Consider the following 18,991-nt stretch of genomic DNA (forward strand, 5'->3'; position numbering starts at 1 on the left):
GAGACGATCGCCGCCGCAATCGACGGCAGCCGGATCGATCTTTACCTGCAGCCGGTGGTGACGCTGCCGCAGCGCAAGGTCCGCTATTACGAAGCGATGACGCGGCTTCGCATGGACGACGGCACACTGATCCTGCCGAGCGATTTCCTTGCCCATGCCGAGAAGGCCGGGCTGGTCGCCAAGATCGACAACATGCAGCTGTTCCGCTGCGTGCAGGTCCTGCGCCGGCTGCAATTGAAGAATCGCGAGATCGGACTGTTCTGCAACGTGTCGGCGGCGACGTTGAATGACGGCGAAATCTTCCGGCAGTTCTTCGACTTCCTCGAAGCCAATCGCGCGCTGAGTTCGTCGCTGACGCTGGAATTCACGCAGAGCGCGCTCCGCGACATGGGGCCGATCGAGCAGGAGAGCCTCGCGGGCCTGATCTCGCTCGGTTATCGCTTCTCGATGGATCACGTCACGGATCTGCGGATCGGACCGCGCGATCTGTCCGAACTCGGCGTCCGCTTCGTGAAGGTCCCGGCACAGCTGTTGCTCAGCAAGGGCGCCGCGGTCGCCGATATCCACGCTGCCGATCTGTCCGACCTGTTGGGCCGCCACGGCATCAGCCTGATCGCCGAGCGGATCGAGACCGAAGCCGTGGTGGTCGATCTGCTGGACTATGACGTCCGCTACGGCCAGGGCTTCCTGTTCTCGCCGCCGCGGCCGGTCCGGGCCGACGCGCTGCAGGGCGCAGCACCGGTGTCCGCTGTCCCCGAGCGTGTTATGCAGGAGCCGACCCTCGGGGCCGCGGCGCGCGCTGCGATCTGACCCATCGCCTCAGACACGGACTGCAGTCGCCTACGCGCGGGAAGGGCGCAACCCACGCGCAATGATCCGGTAGTGACGGCCCTGTCCTGCCGCGCTAAATCCTGCGCCCCACCTGGCCATCCTTTCTCCAATCCGGACGTCTTCCTTGACCATCTTCACTGACACGTTTTCGTCGATTGCATCCGGCTACGACGTCGTGCTGTCCGACGTCTGGGGCGTCGTGCATAATGGCGTCGCAGCCTTTCCCGAGGCGTGTGAGGCGCTGACCCGGTTTCGCGAGGGTGGCGGCACGGTGGTGCTGATTACCAATGCGCCGCGGCCGAACGGCGTGGTTGCGGCACAGGTGGAGCATTTCGGTGCGCCGCGTTCGATCTATGACGCCATCGTCAGTTCCGGCGACGTGACCCGTGACGAGATCGCCAAGCGTCCGGGCCAGACCATCCTGCATGTCGGGCCGAAGCGCGATCTCTCGATCTTCGAGGGGCTTGATGTGACATTCGCCCCGGTCGAGAGCGCGGACTACGTGATCTGCTCGGGTCTGTTCAACGAAGACACCGAAACGCCCGACGACTATCAGCCTCTGCTCGAGCAGATGCTGGCGCGCAAGTTGTTCATGGTGTGCGGCAACCCGGATGTCGTGGTCGAGCGTGGCGAGCAGCTTCTGTATTGCGCCGGGGCGATCGCGGATCTCTATGCGCGGCTCGGCGGCGAGGTGCTTTATGCGGGCAAACCCTACGCGCCGATCTATGACCTTGCGCTGAAGCTCGCCGAGAAAGCACGCGGCAAGCTCGCCGACCGCAAGCGCGTCATCGCCATCGGCGATTCGGTGCGGACCGACTTCAAGGGCGCCTCGTCCTACGGGATCGATTGCCTGTTCGTGACGGGCGGCATTCACTCGGCGGAATTCGGCGGCCGCGACGATCCGGATCCGGATGCGGTCGAGCGCGTGCTGATCGCAGCCGGCGGCAAGCCGCGTGCAATCGCAAGAAAGCTGAAGTGGTAGCTGCCGGTTAAGCCGCGTGCGGCTGCTCGACGAAGATCGCGTCGATCTTTGCCTTCAGCGTCGCCGCGTTGAACGGCTTCACGATGTAATTGCTGACGCCGGCTTTCTTCGCCGCGATCACGTTCTCGGTCTTCGACTCGGCGGTGATCATGATGAAGGGCACGGCAGCGAGAACCGGATCGGCCCGCATTTCCTTGAGCAGTTCGTAGCCGGTCATCGGCTCCATGTTCCAGTCGGAGATGACGAGGCTGTAGCGTTTCTCGCGCAGGCGCCGGAGGGCGCCGATGCCGTCCGATGCATCGTCGACATTGGTAAAGCCGACCTGCCGGAGCAGGTTGCGGATGATGCGGACCATCGTGTTGTAGTCGTCGACGACCAGAATGGGCATCGAGAGATCGACAGACATTGTCGCAAGCTCCGTCTTCACGGCCGGCCGGAGCAACGTTGCTCCGCATTGAGCGTCCTGCCCAATGTATGCCAAGGTACCATTATCGCCTTGAACATCCGTTAAGCCGCAAGTTTTGCGCGCATATTCTCCGGATGCACGAAAGTGGCGCAAAATCTGCCTAAAGGCTGATTGAACGCTGCCTGAGGCAGCAGCATTTTAAAGATCCGTTAACCGTCGCAACAAAGCCGAGATGAACACAGCCCCTGCCAAAGCCCCCATCGATCCACGCATGGTCCGCACCTTGTGCTTCGAGGACCTGCATGTGGGCATGCGCGAAACGCTGATGAAATCGGTGATGGAAAGCGACGTTGTCGGCTTCGCGAATATCTCCGGCGACGAGAATCCGATCCACCTCTGCGACACCTATGCACAGGGTACGCGGTTCGGTCAGCGCATCGCGCACGGGCTCTATACGGCGAGCCTGATATCGGCCGTGCTTGGCACACGGTTGCCGGGCGCGGGTGCGGTCTATCGTTCGCAGACGCTGAACTTTCATGCCCCGGTCAAGATCGGCGACGTGGTGACGGTCATCGTCGAGGTGACCGAACTCGTACGGGAGGGGCGGAAGGTGCACCTGCATTGCGAGGCGCTGGTCGACAACGCGGTGGTGCTGGACGGCGAGGCGATCGTCTCCGTGCCCGGTCGGCCCAAATCCTGACGGCAAGTCGCAAGTGCGATCCATCCGGCTTGACTTGTGCCGGCGGCGGGTCGACACGGTCCGGACAATCGCGAACCTGACATCCCTCCTTCATGCTGCAATCCGAACGACAGACGCCGTTTGTGGTGGTCCGTGACGATGGACCCGAAGCCGCGAAGCTGCGCGGGGCGGTCGTCGCGATCGGCAATTTCGACGGCGTGCATCGCGGGCATCGCTCGGTCATCGGCCTCGCGATGAAGCGGGCCGCGGCGGTGGGCAAACCTTCTGCCGTGCTGACCCTGGAGCCGCATCCGCGCAGCTATTTCCGGCCCGACGAGAAATTATTCCGGCTTACGGACGAGCGGCAGAAATTGAGGCTCCTCGCGTCTGCCGGGCTCGACGGTGCCGTGGTGCTGACCTTCAACGCCGCGCTGGCAGGTCTGCCGGCGGAGCAATTCGTGTCGGAGATCCTGGTTGGGCGGCTCGGGGTGACCGGGGTCGCGATCGGCTTCGACTTTCACTTCGGGCAGGGCCGAGGCGGCTCGCCGGCCTTCCTGACCGAGGCAGGGAAGCGTTACGGCTTTCCGGTCGATGTCGCGCCCAAACTCGAGGACGAGGGCCGCCCGGTCTCGTCCGGCACCATCCGCACGGCCCTGGAGGCAGGCCGCGTGGTCGAGGCGGCGGAACTCCTTGGCTATCCCTGGTTCGTCTCGGGCGAGGTGATCCATGGCGAAAAGCGCGGCCGCGAGATGGGCTTTCCCACGGCCAATCTGAAGCTCGACCCGGCTTGCGGCCTGAAACACGGCATCTATGCCGTGCGCGTCGGTCTCGGGGCGCAGCGATACGACGGGGTGGCGAGCTTCGGCCGCCGCCCGACCTTCGACAACGGCGCGCCGCTGCTCGAGGTCTTCCTGTTCGACTTTTCCGGCGACCTCTACGGCAAGGTCCTCGATGTGGCGCTGATCGGCTGGATACGGCCGGAGGAGAAATTCTCCTCCATGGCGGCGCTGGTGGCGCAGATGAACCTCGATGCCGACCGCGCGCGCGACGCGCTGGTGCGCAATCCGACGGCCTTCCCCCCGCTCGGGCAGATTTGACGGCCGAACGCCGGTCACGCCCGCGAGAGCGGGAATTCAGGTTCTTTGCGCTCACGAATACGCCTGCTACACAGCGGCGGCCAGAGGCGATTTCCCGACATGACCCAGACTGAACGCGACTATTCCGAGACCCTGTTTTTGCCGCGCACCGAATTCCCGATGCGGGCCGGACTTCCCGAGCGCGAGCCCCTGCTGCTCAAGCGCTGGAAGGACGAGAACCTGTACGGCAAGCTGCGCGAGGCCGCAAAGGACCGCGCGAAGTTCATCCTGCATGACGGGCCGCCCTACGCGAACGGCAACATCCATATCGGCACCGCGCTCAACAAGATCCTGAAGGATGTGGTGACGCGCAGCCAGCAGATGCTCGGCTTCGATTCAAACTACGTGCCCGGCTGGGATTGTCACGGCCTGCCGATCGAATGGAAGGTCGAGGAAGAGAATTACCGTTCGAAGAACAAGGCGAAGCCGAACCTCTCCGATCCCGCGGCGATGATCGCTTTCCGACAGGAATGCCGCGCCTATGCGCAGCATTGGCTGAACGTGCAGCGCGAGGAATTCAAGCGGCTCGGCGTCGAGGGCGACTGGGATCATCCCTACACCACGATGAACTTCGCGGCCGAAGCGCAGATCGCGCGCGAGATCATGAAATTCGCGCAGAACGGCACGCTGTATCGCGGATCAAAACCGGTGATGTGGAGCGTGGTTGAGAAGACCGCGCTCGCCGAGGCCGAGGTCGAATATGAGGACTACACCAGCGACACCGTCTGGGTGAAATTCCCGGTGCGCTCCGCGCGCGGCAAGCGCAACAAGACGCTGGAACACAAATACAAGGGCGCGTCGGTTGTGATCTGGACCACGACGCCCTGGACGCTGCCGGGCAACCGCGCCATCAGCTATTCGCCGAAAATCTCCTATGGACTCTACAAGGTCACCGATGCCGCGCCTGACAACTGGGCGAAGTTCGGCGATCTCTTCATCCTGTCGGAGAACCTTGCGGGCGATGTGTTCAAGCAGGCGCGTGTCACGGCCTATGACAAGGTCGCCGACGTGCCGGCGGAAGACCTCGCCGATCTCGGCTGCGCGCATCCGCTGCGCGCCCTCGGCTACGACTTCACCGTGCCATTGCTGGCCGGCGATCATGTCACCGACGATACCGGCACGGGTTTCGTGCATACCGCGCCCGGCCATGGCCGCGAGGACTTCGAGGTCTGGACCGCGAACGCGCGCGTGCTCGAGGCGGACGGCATCAACAGCGCGATCCCTTACACCGTCGACGAGAACGGTGCGCTGACCGCGCATGCACCCGGCTTCACCGGCAAGCGTGTCATCAACGACAAGGGCGAGAAGGGCGACGCCAACGACGCCGTCATCAAGGCGCTGGTCGAGGCAGGCAACATCATCGCGCGCGGCCGCCTGAAGCATCAATATCCGCATTCCTGGCGCTCCAAGAAGCCGGTGATTTTCCGCAATACGCCGCAATGGTTCATCGCGATGGACAAACCTATCGCTGACGCTCCGGGCAAGCCCGGAGCTGCGGACATTGCGGGCAAGGACGACACGCTGCGCCACCGCGCGATGACTGCGATCGCTGCGACACAGTGGATCCCCGCTGCCGGCGAGAACCGAATCACCGGCATGATCGAAAGCCGACCGGATTGGGTGATCTCGCGTCAGCGCGCCTGGGGCGTGCCGATCGCCGTGTTCGTGAAGGAAAAGCCGGACGGCTCGGTCGACATCCTGAACGATCCCGCCGTCAACAAGCGCATCGGCGATGCATTCGAGAGGGAAGGCGCGGACGCCTGGTATGCGGAAGGCGCCGCCGCGCGCTTCCTCGGCGATCGCGCCAGGGAAGGCTGGCAGAAGGTCGACGACATTCTCGACGTCTGGTTCGATTCGGGCTCGACCCACGCCTTCGTGCTGGAAGATCCCGAGAACTTCCCGCAGCTCAAGGGCATCGTCCGCAAGCCGAAGGGCAAGGACCAGGTGATGTATCTCGAAGGCTCGGACCAGCATCGCGGCTGGTTCCAGTCCTCGCTGCTCGAGAGCTGCGGCACGCGCGGTATCGCGCCCTTCGACATGGTGCTGACGCACGGCTTCGTGCTCGACGAGCACGGGCGCAAGATGTCGAAGTCTCTCGGCAACACGGTGGCGCCACAGGACGTCATCAAGAATTCCGGCGCGGACATCCTGCGCATGTGGGCCTGCGCGTCTGACTATGCTGACGATCTGCGCATCGGTCCGGAAATCCTGAAGACCAATGTCGAGACCTATCGCAAGCTGCGCAACACCATCCGCTGGATGCTGGGTTCGCTCGCGCATTTCCACGACGACGAACGCGTCAAGGCCGACGACATGCCGGAACTCGAGCGGCTCATGCTGCACAGGCTGGCCGAACTCGATGTCGCGGTGAAGGATGCGTATCGCGCCTTCGACTACAAGCGCATCTTCGCGATGCTCAATTCGTTCATGACCAGCGATCTGTCCGCGTTCTATTTCGATATCCGCAAGGACGCGCTGTATTGCGATCCGATCTCCTCGCAGAAGCGCAAGGCCGCGCTGACGGTCATCGACCATCTGTTCCGCTGCACGGTGACATGGCTTGCGCCGATGCTGTGCTTCACCGCTGAAGAGGCGTGGCTGTCGCGCTATGGCGATGAAGCGGCCTCTGTGCATCTGCAGCTGTTTCCCGACGTGCCGGCCGACTGGCGCGACGACAGGCTCGCTGAGAAATGGCGCAAGATCCGCAATGTGCGCCGCGTGGTCACCGGTGCGCTCGAACTCGAACGGGCCGGCAAGCGCATCGGCTCATCGCTTGAAGCTGCGCCGATCGTGCACGTCTCGGACCCGGATCTGTTCGCTGCGATCGTCGATGCCGATCTCGCGGAAATCTGTATCACCTCGCATGCGACGCTTGTCGAAGGTGAGGGGCCTGCCGATGCGTTCCGCCTGGATGACGTGCGCGGCGTCGCCGTCGAGCCGGTTCGCGCGCGTGGCAGGAAATGCGCGCGCTCCTGGAAGGTGACGGAAAGCGTCGGCGAAGATCCGCAATATCCCGACGTGACGCCGCGCGACGCGCAGGCCCTGCGCGAATGGGATACGCTGCGCAAGGCCGCGGAGTAACCTGCGGACTTGGTCGTCCCCGCTTTCGTGGGAACGGCTGGTGTGTGACCTTGCCACCCATCGAGGTTAGCGGTTATGGGTCCCCGCCTGCGCGGGGACGACCGTCTGTGTTTTTCGGAAAATCGAGTGCCTCCTTCCTCATCGGGCCGTTCACCCGCGATGGTGTGGCGGCGGCGCTCGTCACGGCGCTGCTCGATCAGGCGCTGAAGCTTTGGCTTCTTTACAGCTTCGAGCTTGGTAAGCTCGGTCGGGTGGTGATCCTGCCGTTTTTCGACCTGGTCCTGGTCTGGAACCGGGGCGTCAGCTACGGCTGGCTGTCCCAGGACACCGATCTCGGGGTCTGGATGCTGCTCGGCTTCAAGGTCGTGGTGGTCCTCGTCCTGTGGGGCTGGCTTTCCACAGCAGCGAATCGCCTGACGGCCGTTTCTCTTGGCCTGATCATCGGTGGCGCGATCGGAAATGGGATCGACCGCTTGCTCCACGGCGCGGTGGTGGATTTCGCGCTTTTGCACATAACAACCGTCTCGTTCGCCTTTAACTGGTACGTCTTCAACCTCGCGGATGTGGCCATCGTTGCCGGGGTAGCCGGTTTGCTGTATGAAACCTTTCTGGGCGGCCGCGCCGCAAAAGCGCCCTGATTTTTCTCGATTTTCCGGTCGGGGAGCGACGGGGGATCTGATCGTGCGGGGACACGTCTTGCAGAAATCACTCGCGGCTTTTGACGTCCGCCTGACCATTTTGCGCCGGGGCCTGATGGCGTTCCTGGCTGCAGCGGCGCTAACCACGACCGTATCCGTGCCGCTGTCCATCTCCGTCCCGTCCGTCGCGCTCGCCGCCGACGAGGATGAGGAGGAAGAGCCCTTCGAAACCCGCTTCATCAAGAAGCTGTTCGGCATCAACGATCGCGATTCGATTAATTATCGCGAGCGCCCGCCGCTGGTCGTGCCGCCCAATCTCGGGAACTTGCCGCAGCCGGAAGCCAATACGGTCGCAACTACACCTGCTTGGCCGAAGGATCCCGAAGTGGTCGAGCGCAAGAAGCGTGCGGCCGTGAAACGGAACACGCCGCGCCGCAGCTCGGAAGAGGATGACCGGCCGCTGACGCCTGCCGAACTCGAGGTGGGGCGCAAGGCGGGCGCTGGCCGTGTCACAAATCCGACCGGCCCGCAGGACGCCGAGTCGGAGGGCCAGAGGCCGGTGAAGCCGAGCGAACTGGGCTACAAGGGCGGGCTGCTGGGAGGCCTCTTCAAGGATAATTCCAAGCCGGAGGTCGCGACTTTCACGCAGGAGCCGACCCGCAGCGACCTGACCCAGCCGCCCGCCGGCTATCAGACGCCGTCGCCCAGTCACCCCTACGGGATCACGCCGCGGCGGGAAAAGGGCAAGCCGATCGACTACATGAATAGCCGCGGGACCGGGGATTAGCGTTTCCGAAAATTAATGGTCAGCGCGTCCTGAAAGGCGTTTTATTTTCGCATTGTCTGCCCAGATTGCCCTGAGGCTGTCCTGTGCGCCCCGGGTGAACAGGACTGCGCGGATATTGTGAGAGCATTCATGATCTGCCGACGAACGGTGCTTGCTTGCTATGCGGCTGCGGCTGCATTTCTTCTTTTCGGTGCTACCCCAAATTTTGCCGCGACCGGACCTGACGTCTCGCATTTCAAGCTCGCGAACGGCATGGAAGTCGTGGTCATTCCCGATCGCCGCACGCCCGTTGTGACGCATATGGTCTGGTACCGCGTCGGTTCGGCCGACGAGCCGCCGGGCAAGTCCGGCATCGCGCATTTTCTCGAGCATCTGATGTTCAAGGGCACGGAGAAGAACCCGGCCGGGCGTTTCTCCAAGGTGCTTGCGACCATGGGCGGCCAGGAGAACGCTTTCACCTCCAGCGACTACACGGGATACTTCCAGCGCGTGACGCGCGACCGTCTCAAGATGGTGATGGAATTCGAGGCCGATCGCATGACCGGTCTCACCCTGACGGACGAGGCGGTTCTGCCGGAGCGCAACGTGGTGCTCGAAGAGCAGAACAGCCGCGTCGCGAACTCGCCGGCAGCCAAGCTCGGCGAAGAAGTGCAGGCCGCGCTTTATCTCAATCATCCTTACGGGCGGCCGGTGATCGGCTGGCGCCACGAGATCGAGAAACTCGACCGCAAGGATGCGATCGATTTCTATAATCGCTGGTACACCCCGAACAACGCGATCCTTGTCGTCGCCGGTGACGTGACCGCGGACGAAGTGAAAGCGCTTGCCGAAGAGACCTACGGCAAGATCGCCCCGCGCGCCGAGATCAAACCGCGCGTGCGTCCGCAGGAGCCGGAGCAGCGCTCCATTCGCACCGTTTCCTTCGCAGATCCGCGCGTGACCCAGCCGAGCCTGCAGCGCAGCTATCTCGTGCCCTCCGCCGCCAATGCAAAGGCCGGCGAGTCGGAAGCCCTCGAAGTGCTGTCGCAAATTCTCGGCTCGGGTACCAACAGCCGCTTCTATTCTAAGCTTGTGATCGAGAAGCCGATGGCGACCTCGATCGGGGCTTGGTACCAGGGCACGGCGCTCGACCATACGCGGTTCGGCATCTACGGCACGCCGCGCAGCCAGGTGACGCTCAAGGATCTCGAAGAGGCGATGGATGCCGTCATCGCCGAAATTGCCGAGAACGGCGTCACCAATGACGAACTCGAACGCGCGAAGATCAAGCTCGTGGCCGATGTCGTCTATGCGCAGGACAGTCAGGCCACGATGGCGCGCTGGTATGGCGGCGCGCTGACCACGGGCCTGACCGTCGAACATCTCAAGACCTGGCCGGATCGCGTACAGAAGGTGACCGCTGAGCAGGTGCGTGATGCCGCCAAGACATGGCTGGACAAGCGCCGCTCGGTCACCGGCTATCTGGTCAAGGAGCATCCCAAGCCGCAGGAGCGCCGTTCATGATTTTCAACCGCGTGTCATACGGCTTCGCTGCGGCAGCCGCAGGCGCCTTCCTGTTCTTCGCGCCCGCTGCGCAGGCGATGACCAAGATCGAACGCGTCGTGAGCCCCGGCGGTATCGAAGCCTGGCTTGTGCGCGAACCGTCGGTCCCGCTGATCGCGATGGAGTTTTCGTTCAAGGGCGGCGCCAACCAGGATCCGGTCGGGAAGCCCGGCGTCGCGTATATGGCCGCGGCCTCGCTTGACGAGGGCGCGGGCGATCTGGACGCCAAGGCGTTTCAGGCGCGTGCGGAACGCAACGCCGTGGAACTGTCCTTCCGTGCGAGCCGCGACGAGGTTCGCGGATCTCTGAAGGTGCTGAGCGATCGGAAAGCCGAGGGTTTCGACCTGCTGCGTCTTGCCCTGACCAAGCCGCGATTCGATCAGGAGCCGGTCGAGCGCATCCGCGCGCAGATGCTGACCGCGCTGAAGCGCGAAACCACCAGCCCGAACGAAATCGGCTCGCGGCTGTGGTGGCGCACCGCTTTTCCGAACCATCCCTACAGCCTGCCGACCAACGGCACGCTGGAATCGGTGCCCACGATCGTGCGCGACGATCTCACGGGCTTCGTGAGCCGGACGCTGGCGCGGGACAACCTGAAGGTCGGTGTGGTCGGCGACATCGATGCCAAGACGCTCGGCACGGTGCTCGATCAGGTGTTCGGTGCGCTGCCGGCAAAGTCCGACTTGCGGGCGGTGCCGCAGGCGCGTCCGGAGGCGGTCGGCAAGCGGCTCGAAGTGCAGCTCGATGTGCCGCAGACCGTGGTCGCATTCGGCGGCTCGGGCATTCCGCGCAAGGATCCGGACTTCATCCCGGCCTTCATTGTGAACCACATCCTGGGCGGCGGATCGTTCTCCTCGCGGCTCTACAATGAAGTCCGCGAGAAGCGTGGCCTCGCTTATTCGGTCTATTCCTATCTCCTGCCGCTCGATGCGGCGGCGCTGTTCATGGGCGGCACGCAGACCCGCGCCGACAAGGCGAACGAGGCGGTCGGGCTGATCGAGGAGGAGATCAAGCGGCTCGCTGAGAATGGTCCGACCGAGGACGAACTCGAGAAGTCGAAGTCCTATCTCAAGGGCTCCTACGCGCTGAACTTCGACACTTCTACGAAGATTGCGGGCCAGCTGGTGCAGCTCCAGGTCGACGATCTCGGCATCGATTACTGGGAACGCCGCAATGGTCTCATCGAGGCCGTCACGCTCGACGACGTTAAGCGCGTGGCCCGTCGCCTGCTCAATGGCGGCGTACTGTTCACCGTTGTCGGCCGCACGCAGACGGCGGCCTCCGCCAAGCAGGGCGGCTAATTACAAGCGTGTTCCGCGCTCGGCCAGCACGTGGCCGAGCGCAATTCTGTTCGCCTCGTAGGCCCGGTCGTACTCGATCACGCGCGCGACGTCCGCCTGCGCCGCATCGCCGTAAAGCTTGCCGATTAGATAGAGCGTCGCATCGATTGCGAGCGACACGCCGCCGCCGGTGATGACCCCGCCATCTTCGACAATCGCCGCAGGCCGGCCCTGAACGGACGGCGCAAGCGATGAAAACTCGGCGAGCGGCGATTGCACTTCGCTGCCGACGGCGGAGCGTCGCGTTGTCGCGATCCGGCCATCGAGCACCCCCGCTGCGCCAAGGATCATCGCGCCAGTACAGACCGATGTGACCTGAGGCGAGGGTCGTGAGCGCAGGAAGCCGAGCATCGCGGGGTTGGTCGTCTCGCGCCGCCAGCCGGGACCGCCGCACACGATCAGGACATCGCAGCGCGGCGCATCCGAAAAGCCCGCCTGCGCAATGACCGTCAGTCCGCCTGCGAGCGTGACCGGTCCTGCCTTTTCCGCGATCGTGATGCTCTCGATCGCGGACAGGACACGTTTTGCCATCGAAATGACGCCCACGGTGCCGCCGATATCGATCGGCTCGACGCCGTCATAGATGACCGCTCCGAAGAGCGCAGGTGACGTGCGGTCCTTCATTGGGGCTCCAATACTCATGCGCCTCGTGATGCTTGGAATCTAGGCACATGGCGCGTGCGATGCGTCCTGAACGGGCCGAGGATCGTGTGGACGAGGCAAATCCAGCGTGTTCGAGGCGAAGCAACTGGTATGCCGGTTGCAGCAGCGGATGCGGGCCGGGGCCCTCGAACCGCGAGAATGACAGATGCATCGCCGCAAATTCCTTGCCCTCAGCACGGGCGGAACGGCTGCTACCGCACTTGCCGCGCCTGCCATCGCACAGACCATGCCGACCATCCGGTGGCGGATGACGTCGAGTTTCACCAAGAGCCTGGATATCACGTACGCCGCCGGTGAAACCTTCGGCAAATACGTGTCCGATCTGACCGACGGCAAGTTCGTCATCCAGCAATTCGCGGCTGGCGAGATCGTGCCGGGCCTGCAGGCGCTCGACGCTGTGCAGAACGGCAGCGTGGACGGCGCCTATACCGGATTGCTGTTCTATGTCGGCAAGGATCCGACCTTCGCGCTTGGCGCGGCGGTTCCGTTCATGATGAATCCGCGCGCGCAGCACGGGTGGTACTATTACGGCGGCGGACTCGATCTGATGAACGAGTTCATGGCCAGGTACAACGTGATCGGCTTTCCGTGTGGTAACACCGGCATGCAATGGGGTGGCTGGTTCCGCAAGGAGATCAAGAGCGCGGACGATCTGAAGGGATTGAAGATGCGCATCGCCGGCCTGGCCGGCTCGGTCGCCGCGAAAGCCGGCATCGTCACGCAGCAGATTGCGCCGGGCGACATCTATCCCGCACTCGAGCGCGGCGTGATCGACGCGGTCGAATATATCGGTCCATACGATGACGAGAAGCTCGGGCTCAATCGCGTCGCGAGCTACTATTACACGCCCGGCTGGCAGGAGGGCGGCACGGTGTTTCACGGGATCTTCAACATCGAGAAATTCAACGCGCTACCGCCGCTCTACAAAAAGGCGATTGAGATCGCGGCGCAGGCGACCACGACCTCGATGCTCGCGCATTACGACACCAAGAACCCGGAAGCGCTTGCGCGGCTTGTCGCGTCCGGCGTCAAGGTCTCGGTGTTTCCGCGTGACGTGATCGACACGATGTACAAGGCTTCGGAAGAACTCTATGCCTCGATCATCGCGTCGAACCCGGCCTTTGCGAAAATCTATGCATCGCAGAAGGATTTCCGCGACAAGAACTACAGCTATCATCAGGCGGCGGATTTCCAGTATGATCTGATGATGCTGCAACTGAAGCGCAGCGTAGCGTCACGATAGGAGCGGGTGATGGGCGGGACTGACGGGTTCGATCCTGACACGATCAGCTACGTCGGTTCGTTCGGCGAGATCACGGCGCGGCATCACCAGCCGATGTTGCGGGCAACCGGCAAGGTGTTGCCTGCACTTGATCGGCATTGTCGCGCCATGATCGAGCGCTCCACGTTCTGCGTCATCAGTTCGTTCGGTCCGAATGGCGCCGATGTCTCGCCACGCGGCGATCCGCCGGGCTTCTGCCGCATCCTTGATGACCGGCATCTGCTCCTGCCCGACCGCATCGGCAACAACCGTTTCGATACGATGGGCAACCTGTTTCACAACCCCGCCGTGGGGATGCTCTTCCTCGTGCCGGGCATGGCGGAGATCCTGCGCATCAACGGCACCGCGCGGATCACCGACGATCAGGCGCTGCTGGCGCCATCCGCGGTGCGCGGGCAGGTGCCGAAGGTCGGGCTCGTGATCGCGGTGAAGGAAGCCTATCTGCACTGCGCCAAGGCGGTGAACCGGGCGAAGCTCTGGGACGCCTCCATGCACATCAACCGCGCCGAACTGCCAAGCTACATGGACATGCTCGGCGATCAGGTCGAGGGCCTGACGCGGGAGGAGAATTTGCGCCAGGATGCCGAGATGGCAAGGCGCGGGATGTACTGACCCGTCGCGGCGAGGGCGGTCGATCAAACGATCGCGATATCGGCCATCTTGTCGGCACCTTTTTCCGCTGACGGTGTTTACTTCGATGCCTCGATTTCGCGGGGCATGACACCGATGGTTGGCCTCTTTCATCCCGATCCGCTAAAGCACCCCCATGATCGCCCAGAACATCGACCTTGCTCGCGAATCCGCAATCGGTCCGCAGGGCCTCTCCGACGCAGCACTGGAGCAGGTGCTTGCCCGCAGCGAATCGGCGCTCGACTGGCTGCGCGCGCGCCATGCCGACGGTGGGTTGCGTTTGCTGCATCTTCCGGCCGAACGCTCCGACATCGCGGCCGTTCAGGCTGCAGCCGAGCGACTTGCGACCGGGGCGACCGACATCGTGTTTCTCGGCACGGGCGGGTCGAGCCTTGGCGGCCAGACGCTCGCGCAACTTGCCGGCTATGCCGTGCCGGGTGTCGGCGCGCTCCGCGTCGGTCCGCGCATCCATTTCATGGACAATCTCGATCCGCTGAGTTTCGGACTGCTGTTGGCCCGGCTGCCGCTTGCCACCTCGCGCTTCATTTCGATCTCGAAGTCCGGCGGCACCGGCGAGACCCTGATGCAGACCGCCGCCGCGCTAACGGTCTGCAAGGCAAACAACATCCCGATCGCTGACGTTTTCCTCGGCCTCAGCGAGCCGGCGAAGCCCGGCAAGCGCAACGGCCTGCGGGCTTTGCTTGAACCAGAAGGCGTGGCCTTCCTCGATCACGATACCGGCGTCGGCGGCCGCTTCTCCGCGCTGACCAATGTCGGACTTCTGCCGGCCGCGATCCTCGGCCTCGACATCGTGGCGCTGCGCGAGGGCGCAGCCACGGCGCTGGCGCCGGTGCTGGCGAAGGAGAAGGCCGCGCAGGTGCCGGCCGCGCTGGGTGCGGCCTTGTCGATTGCGCTGGCTGAAGAGAAGGGCAAGACGATCTCCGCCGTAATGGCCTATGCCGACCGGCTCGAGAAGTTTGCCAAATGGTATGTGCAGCTCTGGGCCGAAAGCCTCGGCAAGAACGGCAAGGGCACGACGCCGATCGGCGCACTTGGCCCTGTCGACCAGCACAGCCAGCTGCAGCTCTTCATCGCGGGGCCGCGCGACAAGCTGTTTACCGTCATCACCAGCGCCGTCGCGGGAAAGGGGCCTGCGATCGACCCTGAGCTTGCGAAACGCTGCGGAGAGCCGGATTTCGGCGGCCGCACCATCGGCGATCTGGTCGCCGCGCAGGGCCGTGCCACCGCGGAAACGCTGGCGAAGAACGGTTGCCCGGTTCGCACCTTTCATCTCGCCAGCATCGACGAGCGCAGTCTCGGCGAACTGATGATGCATTTCATGCTGGAGACGATCATCGCTGCGCATCTCCTCGGCGTGGATGCGTTCGACCAGCCGGCGGTGGAAGAGGGCAAGGTGCTGGCGAAGCAATATCTCGCGGGGAAGGCATAACGGCCGTCCCGCGAAAGCGGGGACCCATGAACACCCCTCTGGAATATTGGCGCCCGCGTCCGCGGGGCGATGCATTGATAGAGGCAACGCAACCTCATGCCCTCCGACGCGGACGCCATCATTTCCATCTACGAGCGTCATGCGAAGGCGTATGATCGCCTGCGCCGACGCAGCCTGCTCGAAAGGACGTGGCTGGATGCCTTTGCAGAATTGCTGCCGGCGGGTGGCTCCGTTCTCGATCTCGGCTGCGGCATGGGCGAGCCGATTGCGCGTTACCTGATCGAGCGCGACTACGCTGTCACCGGCATCGATTCATCGGCCGATCTAATTGCGTTGTGTCGCGACCGTTTTCCGGAGCAAACCTGGCTGGTCGCAGACATGCGCGCCCTTTCGCTTCATCGCGCATTCGATGGCGTGATCGCCTGGGACAGTTTCTTTCACCTGACGGCGGACCATCAGCGCAGGATGTTTGCCGTGTTTCGCGATCACGCAGCTCCGCACGCGGCATTGGTGTTCACCAGCGGCCCGGCGCGCGGCGAGGCCATCGGCGAATTCCAAGGCGAGGCGCTGTATCATGCCAGTCTCGATCCGGCGGAATATCGTGCGCTGCTCGATGCGCATGGCTTCCGGCTCGTGCGGCATCTCGCCGAGGATAAGGCCTGCGGCGGCCACACCGTCTGGCTGGCGCAGCGGATGTGACGCCCGGTCTCTCTTGGCTATACTGAGTCATGCTCCGCATCACCGACACCATCAGCATCGACGAGGACGAGATCGAGGAAAGCTTCGTGCGCTCCTCCGGTCCCGGCGGGCAGAACGTCAACAAGCTTTCGACCGCCGTGCAGCTGCGGTTCGACGTGCGGCGCTCGCCGTCGCTGCCGAACGATGTCGCGATCCGGCTGATGCGGCTCGCCGGCAAGCGCCTCACCAAGGAAGGCGTGCTCGTGATCATCGCGCAGACCGCCCGCACACAGGAGCGCAACCGCGCTGAGGCGCGCGAGCGCCTGGTCGACCTGATCCGCGAAGCGTCGGTGAAGCCGGTCAAGCGGGTCGCCACCAAGCCGACCAAGGCATCGAAGACCAGGCGGCTCGAAGGCAAGAAAATCCGTAGCGATATCAAGAAGATGCGGGGCGGTCGGAGTTTCCACGACTAGCGCGAGAAGGTGCCCGCGCGAGTCCGAATCCGGTAAACTCCAGGCATGGTCGTCCGTCAGCTCTCCGAAGCCCTCGTCAACCGCATCGCCGCCGGCGAAGTGGTGGAGCGGCCTGCCAGCGCGGTGAAGGAACTCGTCGAGAACGCGCTCGACGCCGGCGCGAAGAAAATCGAGATCGTGACCGATGGCGGCGGACGCCGGCTGATCCGCGTCACCGACGATGGCTGCGGCATGACGCGGGCCGACCTCGATCTTTCCGTCGAGCGTCATGCCACCTCGAAATTGACCAGCGACGACGACCTGATGGCGATCTCAACTCTCGGATTCCGGGGCGAGGCGCTGCCGTCGATCGGCTCGGTGTCGAAACTCTCGGTCATGACGCGGCACGCCAGCGAGCCGCATGCTTGGGGTCTCACCGTGGAGGCTGGTGTCAAATCCGAGCCCGCACCAGCTGCGTTCAATGCCGGCACGCGTGTCGAGGTCCGCGATCTGTTCTATGCGACGCCAGCGCGGCTGAAATTCATGAAGAGCGAGCGCGCCGAAGGCGAAGCGGTGCGCGAGGTGGTGCGGCGGCTGGCGATGAGCCGGCCGGATGTGTCCTTCACGCTGGCGGGCGAGGAGCGGGCGCATGTGACCTGGGCCGCGGCGTTGCCCGGACCCGCCGGACGGTTGATGCGGCTTGGCGACATCCTCGGCGCGGATTTTCGTGAAAACGCGGTTGAGGTGAGCGCAGGGCGCGAAGGCCTTTATGTCGAAGGCTTCGCGGCGCTGCCGACCTACACGCGCGCCAATTCGCTTGGGCAATATCTGTTCGTGAACGACCGTCCGGTGCGCGACAAGCTTCTGGTCGGCGCGGTGCATGCGGCCTATGCCGATTATCTGCCGCGCGGTCGCTATCCGGCGGTCGCGCTGTTCGTCACCATCGACCCGCGCGAGGTCGATGTGAATGTGCATCCGGCCAAAACCGAAGTGCGGTTCCGCGACCCCGGATTGGTCCGCAGCCTGATCCACGGCGCCTTGCGCGAAGCGCTGACGCGCGAAGCGGGCCGCGCGGCAAGCACGGGCGGAGACGCGACCGTCAGCGCGTTCCGGCCGGCGGCATCCGCTCCTCGCGCTGGATGGGACTGGCGGCGCTCGCCCTCGGCGCCGTATCCGGTGCAATCCTTCCCGTCACAAGGCCAATCCCGTGGCAACGCCGCGCTCGGATTGGCGGAGGCGGCGCAGGCGGTGTTCGATGTCGGTCCTGCCGCCGCCAGCGCGCGGGTCGAAACCATTGCGCCTGCGCCTGATGCGCTGGACAAGCCGCTCGGCGCTGCGCGCGCGCAGGTGCATGACAATTACATCGTGTCGCAGACGAGGGACGGTCTTGTCATCGTCGATCAGCATGCGGCGCATGAGCGACTTGTATACGAGCGGCTGAAAGCGGCGGTGGAGCGCGACGGCGTCGCGCGGCAGATTCTGCTGATCCCCGAGATCGTCGAGATGGACGAGACCGATGTCGAGCGGCTGGTCTCGCGGGCGGACGAACTCGGCAAGTACGGCCTCGTGCTCGAAAGCTTCGGGCCGGGCGCTGTTGCAGTTCGTGAGACGCCGTCGCTGCTGGGTGAGATCGACGCAGGCGCTCTGGTGCGCGATCTCGCGGAACACCTGGCCGAGTGGGACGATAGCCTGCCGCTGGAGCGGCGCCTGATGCATGTCGCCGCGACCATGGCCTGCCACGGTTCGGTGCGCTCGGGCCGGAGGCTGAAGGCCGAGGAAATGAACGCGCTTCTGCGCGAGATGGAAGTGACGCCGAATGCCGGACAGTGTAATCACGGCCGGCCGACCTATGTGGAATTGAAGCTGAGCGATATCGAGAGGTTGTTTGGGCGGAAATAATTCAGGAGGTAATTGTGAGCTATCGAGAGAATTTGAAACAGTGGGTTCTCGACGCGATTGATGCACACGGCGGTGCAACGAGTTTGATGACTATTGCAAAGCACATTTGGGACAATCATGAAAAGGATTTACGAAGCTACGGCGAGCGCTTCTACACTTGGCAATATGATATGCGCTGGGCCGCGCAATATCTTAGAAATAATGGAATTCTAGAAAGCGCGGACAAGGTTTCTCGGGGCATCTGGCAGCGGAGGGGCGCCTCCTAATTATCTGGAGGCGAGTACGGTGATTTCCGTATCGTCGTAGTCGCGCCGCTCGATCTCCTCGAAACCTTCGGGCGCGACGAACGCGCCCTTCGTTTCCTCGACCACGACCAGCGCATTGTGATTCAGCCATCCGCCGGTCAGCGCAGACGCGAGCGCCTTTTCCGCCAGTCCCTTGCCGTAGGGCGGGTCAAGAAAAATCAGCGAAAAGGGTTCGTTCGGATGCACGTCGCCGAGCTTCGTCGCATCGCG

General features: G+C 63.8%; 19 protein-coding genes. 16 read left to right on the forward strand and 3 right to left on the reverse strand.

Annotated features, from left to right (window positions below; genetic code table 11):
• Together VNZ93_RS09640 and VNZ93_RS09645 are read left to right on the forward strand one after the other, a co-directional pair.
• Nucleotides 1-810 (forward strand): EAL domain-containing protein (locus VNZ93_RS09640; RefSeq protein ID WP_325703529.1); only part of this gene is annotated, 810 nt, incomplete at its 5' end.
• Nucleotides 811-955: 145 nt separating this feature from the next.
• On the forward strand, nt 956-1,813 hold the full coding sequence (locus VNZ93_RS09645) for a TIGR01459 family HAD-type hydrolase (RefSeq protein ID WP_325703532.1): 858 nt from the start codon (nt 956-958) through the stop codon (nt 1,811-1,813).
• A gap of 7 nt (nt 1,814-1,820) precedes the next feature.
• Here VNZ93_RS09645 and VNZ93_RS09650 read toward each other — a convergent pair whose 3' ends face one another.
• On the reverse strand, nt 1,821-2,219 hold the full coding sequence (locus tag VNZ93_RS09650) for a response regulator (RefSeq protein WP_325703535.1): 399 nt from the start codon (nt 2,217-2,219) through the stop codon (nt 1,821-1,823).
• 232 nt (nt 2,220-2,451) lie between these two features.
• On the opposite strand from VNZ93_RS09650, the gene VNZ93_RS09655 reads away from it, so the two are divergent.
• The 7 genes from VNZ93_RS09655 (at nt 2,452) to VNZ93_RS09685 (ending at nt 11,383) form a co-directional block, all read left to right on the forward strand.
• Nucleotides 2,452-2,919, forward strand: coding sequence for a MaoC family dehydratase (locus tag VNZ93_RS09655; protein WP_325703538.1), 468 nt, complete (start codon nt 2,452-2,454; stop codon nt 2,917-2,919).
• A gap of 92 nt (nt 2,920-3,011) precedes the next feature.
• On the forward strand, nt 3,012-3,995 hold the full coding sequence (locus VNZ93_RS09660; RefSeq protein ID WP_325703541.1) for a bifunctional riboflavin kinase/FAD synthetase: 984 nt from the start codon (nt 3,012-3,014) through the stop codon (nt 3,993-3,995).
• A gap of 99 nt (nt 3,996-4,094) precedes the next feature.
• A complete protein-coding gene (ileS, locus tag VNZ93_RS09665; RefSeq protein WP_325703544.1) occupies nt 4,095-7,115 on the forward strand; it encodes an isoleucine--tRNA ligase in 3,021 nt (1,006 codons plus the stop codon).
• Nucleotides 7,116-7,222: 107 nt separating this feature from the next.
• Nucleotides 7,223-7,753, forward strand: coding sequence for a signal peptidase II (gene lspA, locus VNZ93_RS09670; protein WP_414710037.1), 531 nt, complete (start codon nt 7,223-7,225; stop codon nt 7,751-7,753).
• Between the two features lie 58 nt (nt 7,754-7,811).
• On the forward strand, nt 7,812-8,540 hold the full coding sequence (locus tag VNZ93_RS09675; RefSeq protein ID WP_325703548.1) for a hypothetical protein: 729 nt from the start codon (nt 7,812-7,814) through the stop codon (nt 8,538-8,540).
• Between the two features lie 129 nt (nt 8,541-8,669).
• Nucleotides 8,670-10,043, forward strand: a complete 1,374-nt coding sequence (locus VNZ93_RS09680; protein ID WP_325703550.1) for a pitrilysin family protein — start codon at nt 8,670-8,672, stop codon at nt 10,041-10,043.
• Nucleotides 10,040-11,383 (forward strand): pitrilysin family protein, encoded by a 1,344-nt coding sequence (locus VNZ93_RS09685; RefSeq protein WP_325703553.1) that lies wholly within the window; start codon nt 10,040-10,042, stop codon nt 11,381-11,383. The genes VNZ93_RS09680 and VNZ93_RS09685 overlap by 4 nt, the downstream gene beginning before the upstream one ends.
• Here the strand turns inward: VNZ93_RS09685 and VNZ93_RS09690 are convergent, their stop codons facing one another.
• Complete coding sequence (locus VNZ93_RS09690; protein ID WP_325703556.1) at nt 11,384-12,046, reverse strand: DJ-1/PfpI family protein; 663 nt, start codon at nt 12,044-12,046, stop codon at nt 11,384-11,386.
• Between the two features lie 184 nt (nt 12,047-12,230).
• Between VNZ93_RS09690 and VNZ93_RS09695 the strand changes: the two genes are divergently transcribed.
• The 7 genes from VNZ93_RS09695 to VNZ93_RS09725 all read left to right on the forward strand — a co-directional run bounded on the left by VNZ93_RS09695 (nt 12,231) and on the right by VNZ93_RS09725 (nt 18,742).
• Nucleotides 12,231-13,328, forward strand: a complete 1,098-nt coding sequence (locus VNZ93_RS09695; RefSeq protein WP_325703559.1) for an ABC transporter substrate-binding protein — start codon at nt 12,231-12,233, stop codon at nt 13,326-13,328.
• A gap of 9 nt (nt 13,329-13,337) precedes the next feature.
• Nucleotides 13,338-13,979: an MSMEG_1061 family FMN-dependent PPOX-type flavoprotein gene (locus tag VNZ93_RS09700; protein ID WP_325703562.1), complete on the forward strand. Its 642-nt coding sequence runs from the start codon at nt 13,338-13,340 to the stop codon at nt 13,977-13,979.
• Nucleotides 13,980-14,133: 154 nt separating this feature from the next.
• The gene (locus VNZ93_RS09705; RefSeq protein WP_325703565.1) at nt 14,134-15,447 is read left to right on the forward strand and encodes a glucose-6-phosphate isomerase; all 1,314 of its coding nucleotides are present in this window, start codon (nt 14,134-14,136) and stop codon (nt 15,445-15,447) included.
• 96 nt (nt 15,448-15,543) lie between these two features.
• On the forward strand, nt 15,544-16,146 hold the full coding sequence (locus VNZ93_RS09710) for a class I SAM-dependent methyltransferase (RefSeq protein ID WP_325703568.1): 603 nt from the start codon (nt 15,544-15,546) through the stop codon (nt 16,144-16,146).
• A 29-nt stretch (nt 16,147-16,175) separates the two neighbouring features.
• Nucleotides 16,176-16,598, forward strand: coding sequence for an alternative ribosome rescue aminoacyl-tRNA hydrolase ArfB (gene arfB, locus VNZ93_RS09715; protein WP_325703570.1), 423 nt, complete (start codon nt 16,176-16,178; stop codon nt 16,596-16,598).
• A 45-nt stretch (nt 16,599-16,643) separates the two neighbouring features.
• A complete protein-coding gene (gene mutL / locus VNZ93_RS09720) occupies nt 16,644-18,476 on the forward strand; it encodes a DNA mismatch repair endonuclease MutL (RefSeq protein WP_325703573.1) in 1,833 nt (610 codons plus the stop codon).
• A 14-nt stretch (nt 18,477-18,490) separates the two neighbouring features.
• The gene (locus VNZ93_RS09725; RefSeq protein WP_325703576.1) at nt 18,491-18,742 is read left to right on the forward strand and encodes a hypothetical protein; all 252 of its coding nucleotides are present in this window, start codon (nt 18,491-18,493) and stop codon (nt 18,740-18,742) included.
• Here the strand turns inward: VNZ93_RS09725 and VNZ93_RS09730 are convergent.
• Nucleotides 18,743-18,991 (reverse strand): RsmD family RNA methyltransferase (locus VNZ93_RS09730; RefSeq protein ID WP_325703578.1); only part of this gene is annotated, 249 nt, incomplete at its 5' end.

The sequence above is a fragment of the Pseudorhodoplanes sp. genome, assembly GCF_035565795.1.
Lineage (GTDB): Bacteria > Pseudomonadota > Alphaproteobacteria > Rhizobiales > Xanthobacteraceae > Pseudorhodoplanes.

What these genes read in the sequence shown, in the direction of transcription:
- VNZ93_RS09700 (WP_325703562.1), top strand. Translation starts at nt 13,338, where the DNA reads ATGGGCGGGACTGACGGGTTCGATCCTGACACGATCAGCTACGTCGGT.
- VNZ93_RS09680 (WP_325703550.1), top strand. Translation starts at nt 8,670, where the DNA reads ATGATCTGCCGACGAACGGTGCTTGCTTGCTATGCGGCTGCGGCTGCA.
- VNZ93_RS09705 (WP_325703565.1), top strand. Translation starts at nt 14,134, where the DNA reads ATGATCGCCCAGAACATCGACCTTGCTCGCGAATCCGCAATCGGTCCG.
- VNZ93_RS09685 (WP_325703553.1), top strand. Translation starts at nt 10,040, where the DNA reads ATGATTTTCAACCGCGTGTCATACGGCTTCGCTGCGGCAGCCGCAGGC.
- VNZ93_RS09690 (WP_325703556.1), bottom strand. Translation starts at nt 12,046, where the DNA reads ATGAAGGACCGCACGTCACCTGCGCTCTTCGGAGCGGTCATCTATGAC.
- VNZ93_RS09710 (WP_325703568.1), top strand. Translation starts at nt 15,544, where the DNA reads ATGCCCTCCGACGCGGACGCCATCATTTCCATCTACGAGCGTCATGCG.
- VNZ93_RS09655 (WP_325703538.1), top strand. Translation starts at nt 2,452, where the DNA reads ATGAACACAGCCCCTGCCAAAGCCCCCATCGATCCACGCATGGTCCGC.
- ileS (WP_325703544.1), top strand. Translation starts at nt 4,095, where the DNA reads ATGACCCAGACTGAACGCGACTATTCCGAGACCCTGTTTTTGCCGCGC.
- VNZ93_RS09650 (WP_325703535.1), bottom strand. Translation starts at nt 2,219, where the DNA reads ATGTCTGTCGATCTCTCGATGCCCATTCTGGTCGTCGACGACTACAAC.
- mutL (WP_325703573.1), top strand. Translation starts at nt 16,644, where the DNA reads ATGGTCGTCCGTCAGCTCTCCGAAGCCCTCGTCAACCGCATCGCCGCC.
- VNZ93_RS09695 (WP_325703559.1), top strand. Translation starts at nt 12,231, where the DNA reads ATGCATCGCCGCAAATTCCTTGCCCTCAGCACGGGCGGAACGGCTGCT.
- VNZ93_RS09660 (WP_325703541.1), top strand. Translation starts at nt 3,012, where the DNA reads ATGCTGCAATCCGAACGACAGACGCCGTTTGTGGTGGTCCGTGACGAT.
- arfB (WP_325703570.1), top strand. Translation starts at nt 16,176, where the DNA reads ATGCTCCGCATCACCGACACCATCAGCATCGACGAGGACGAGATCGAG.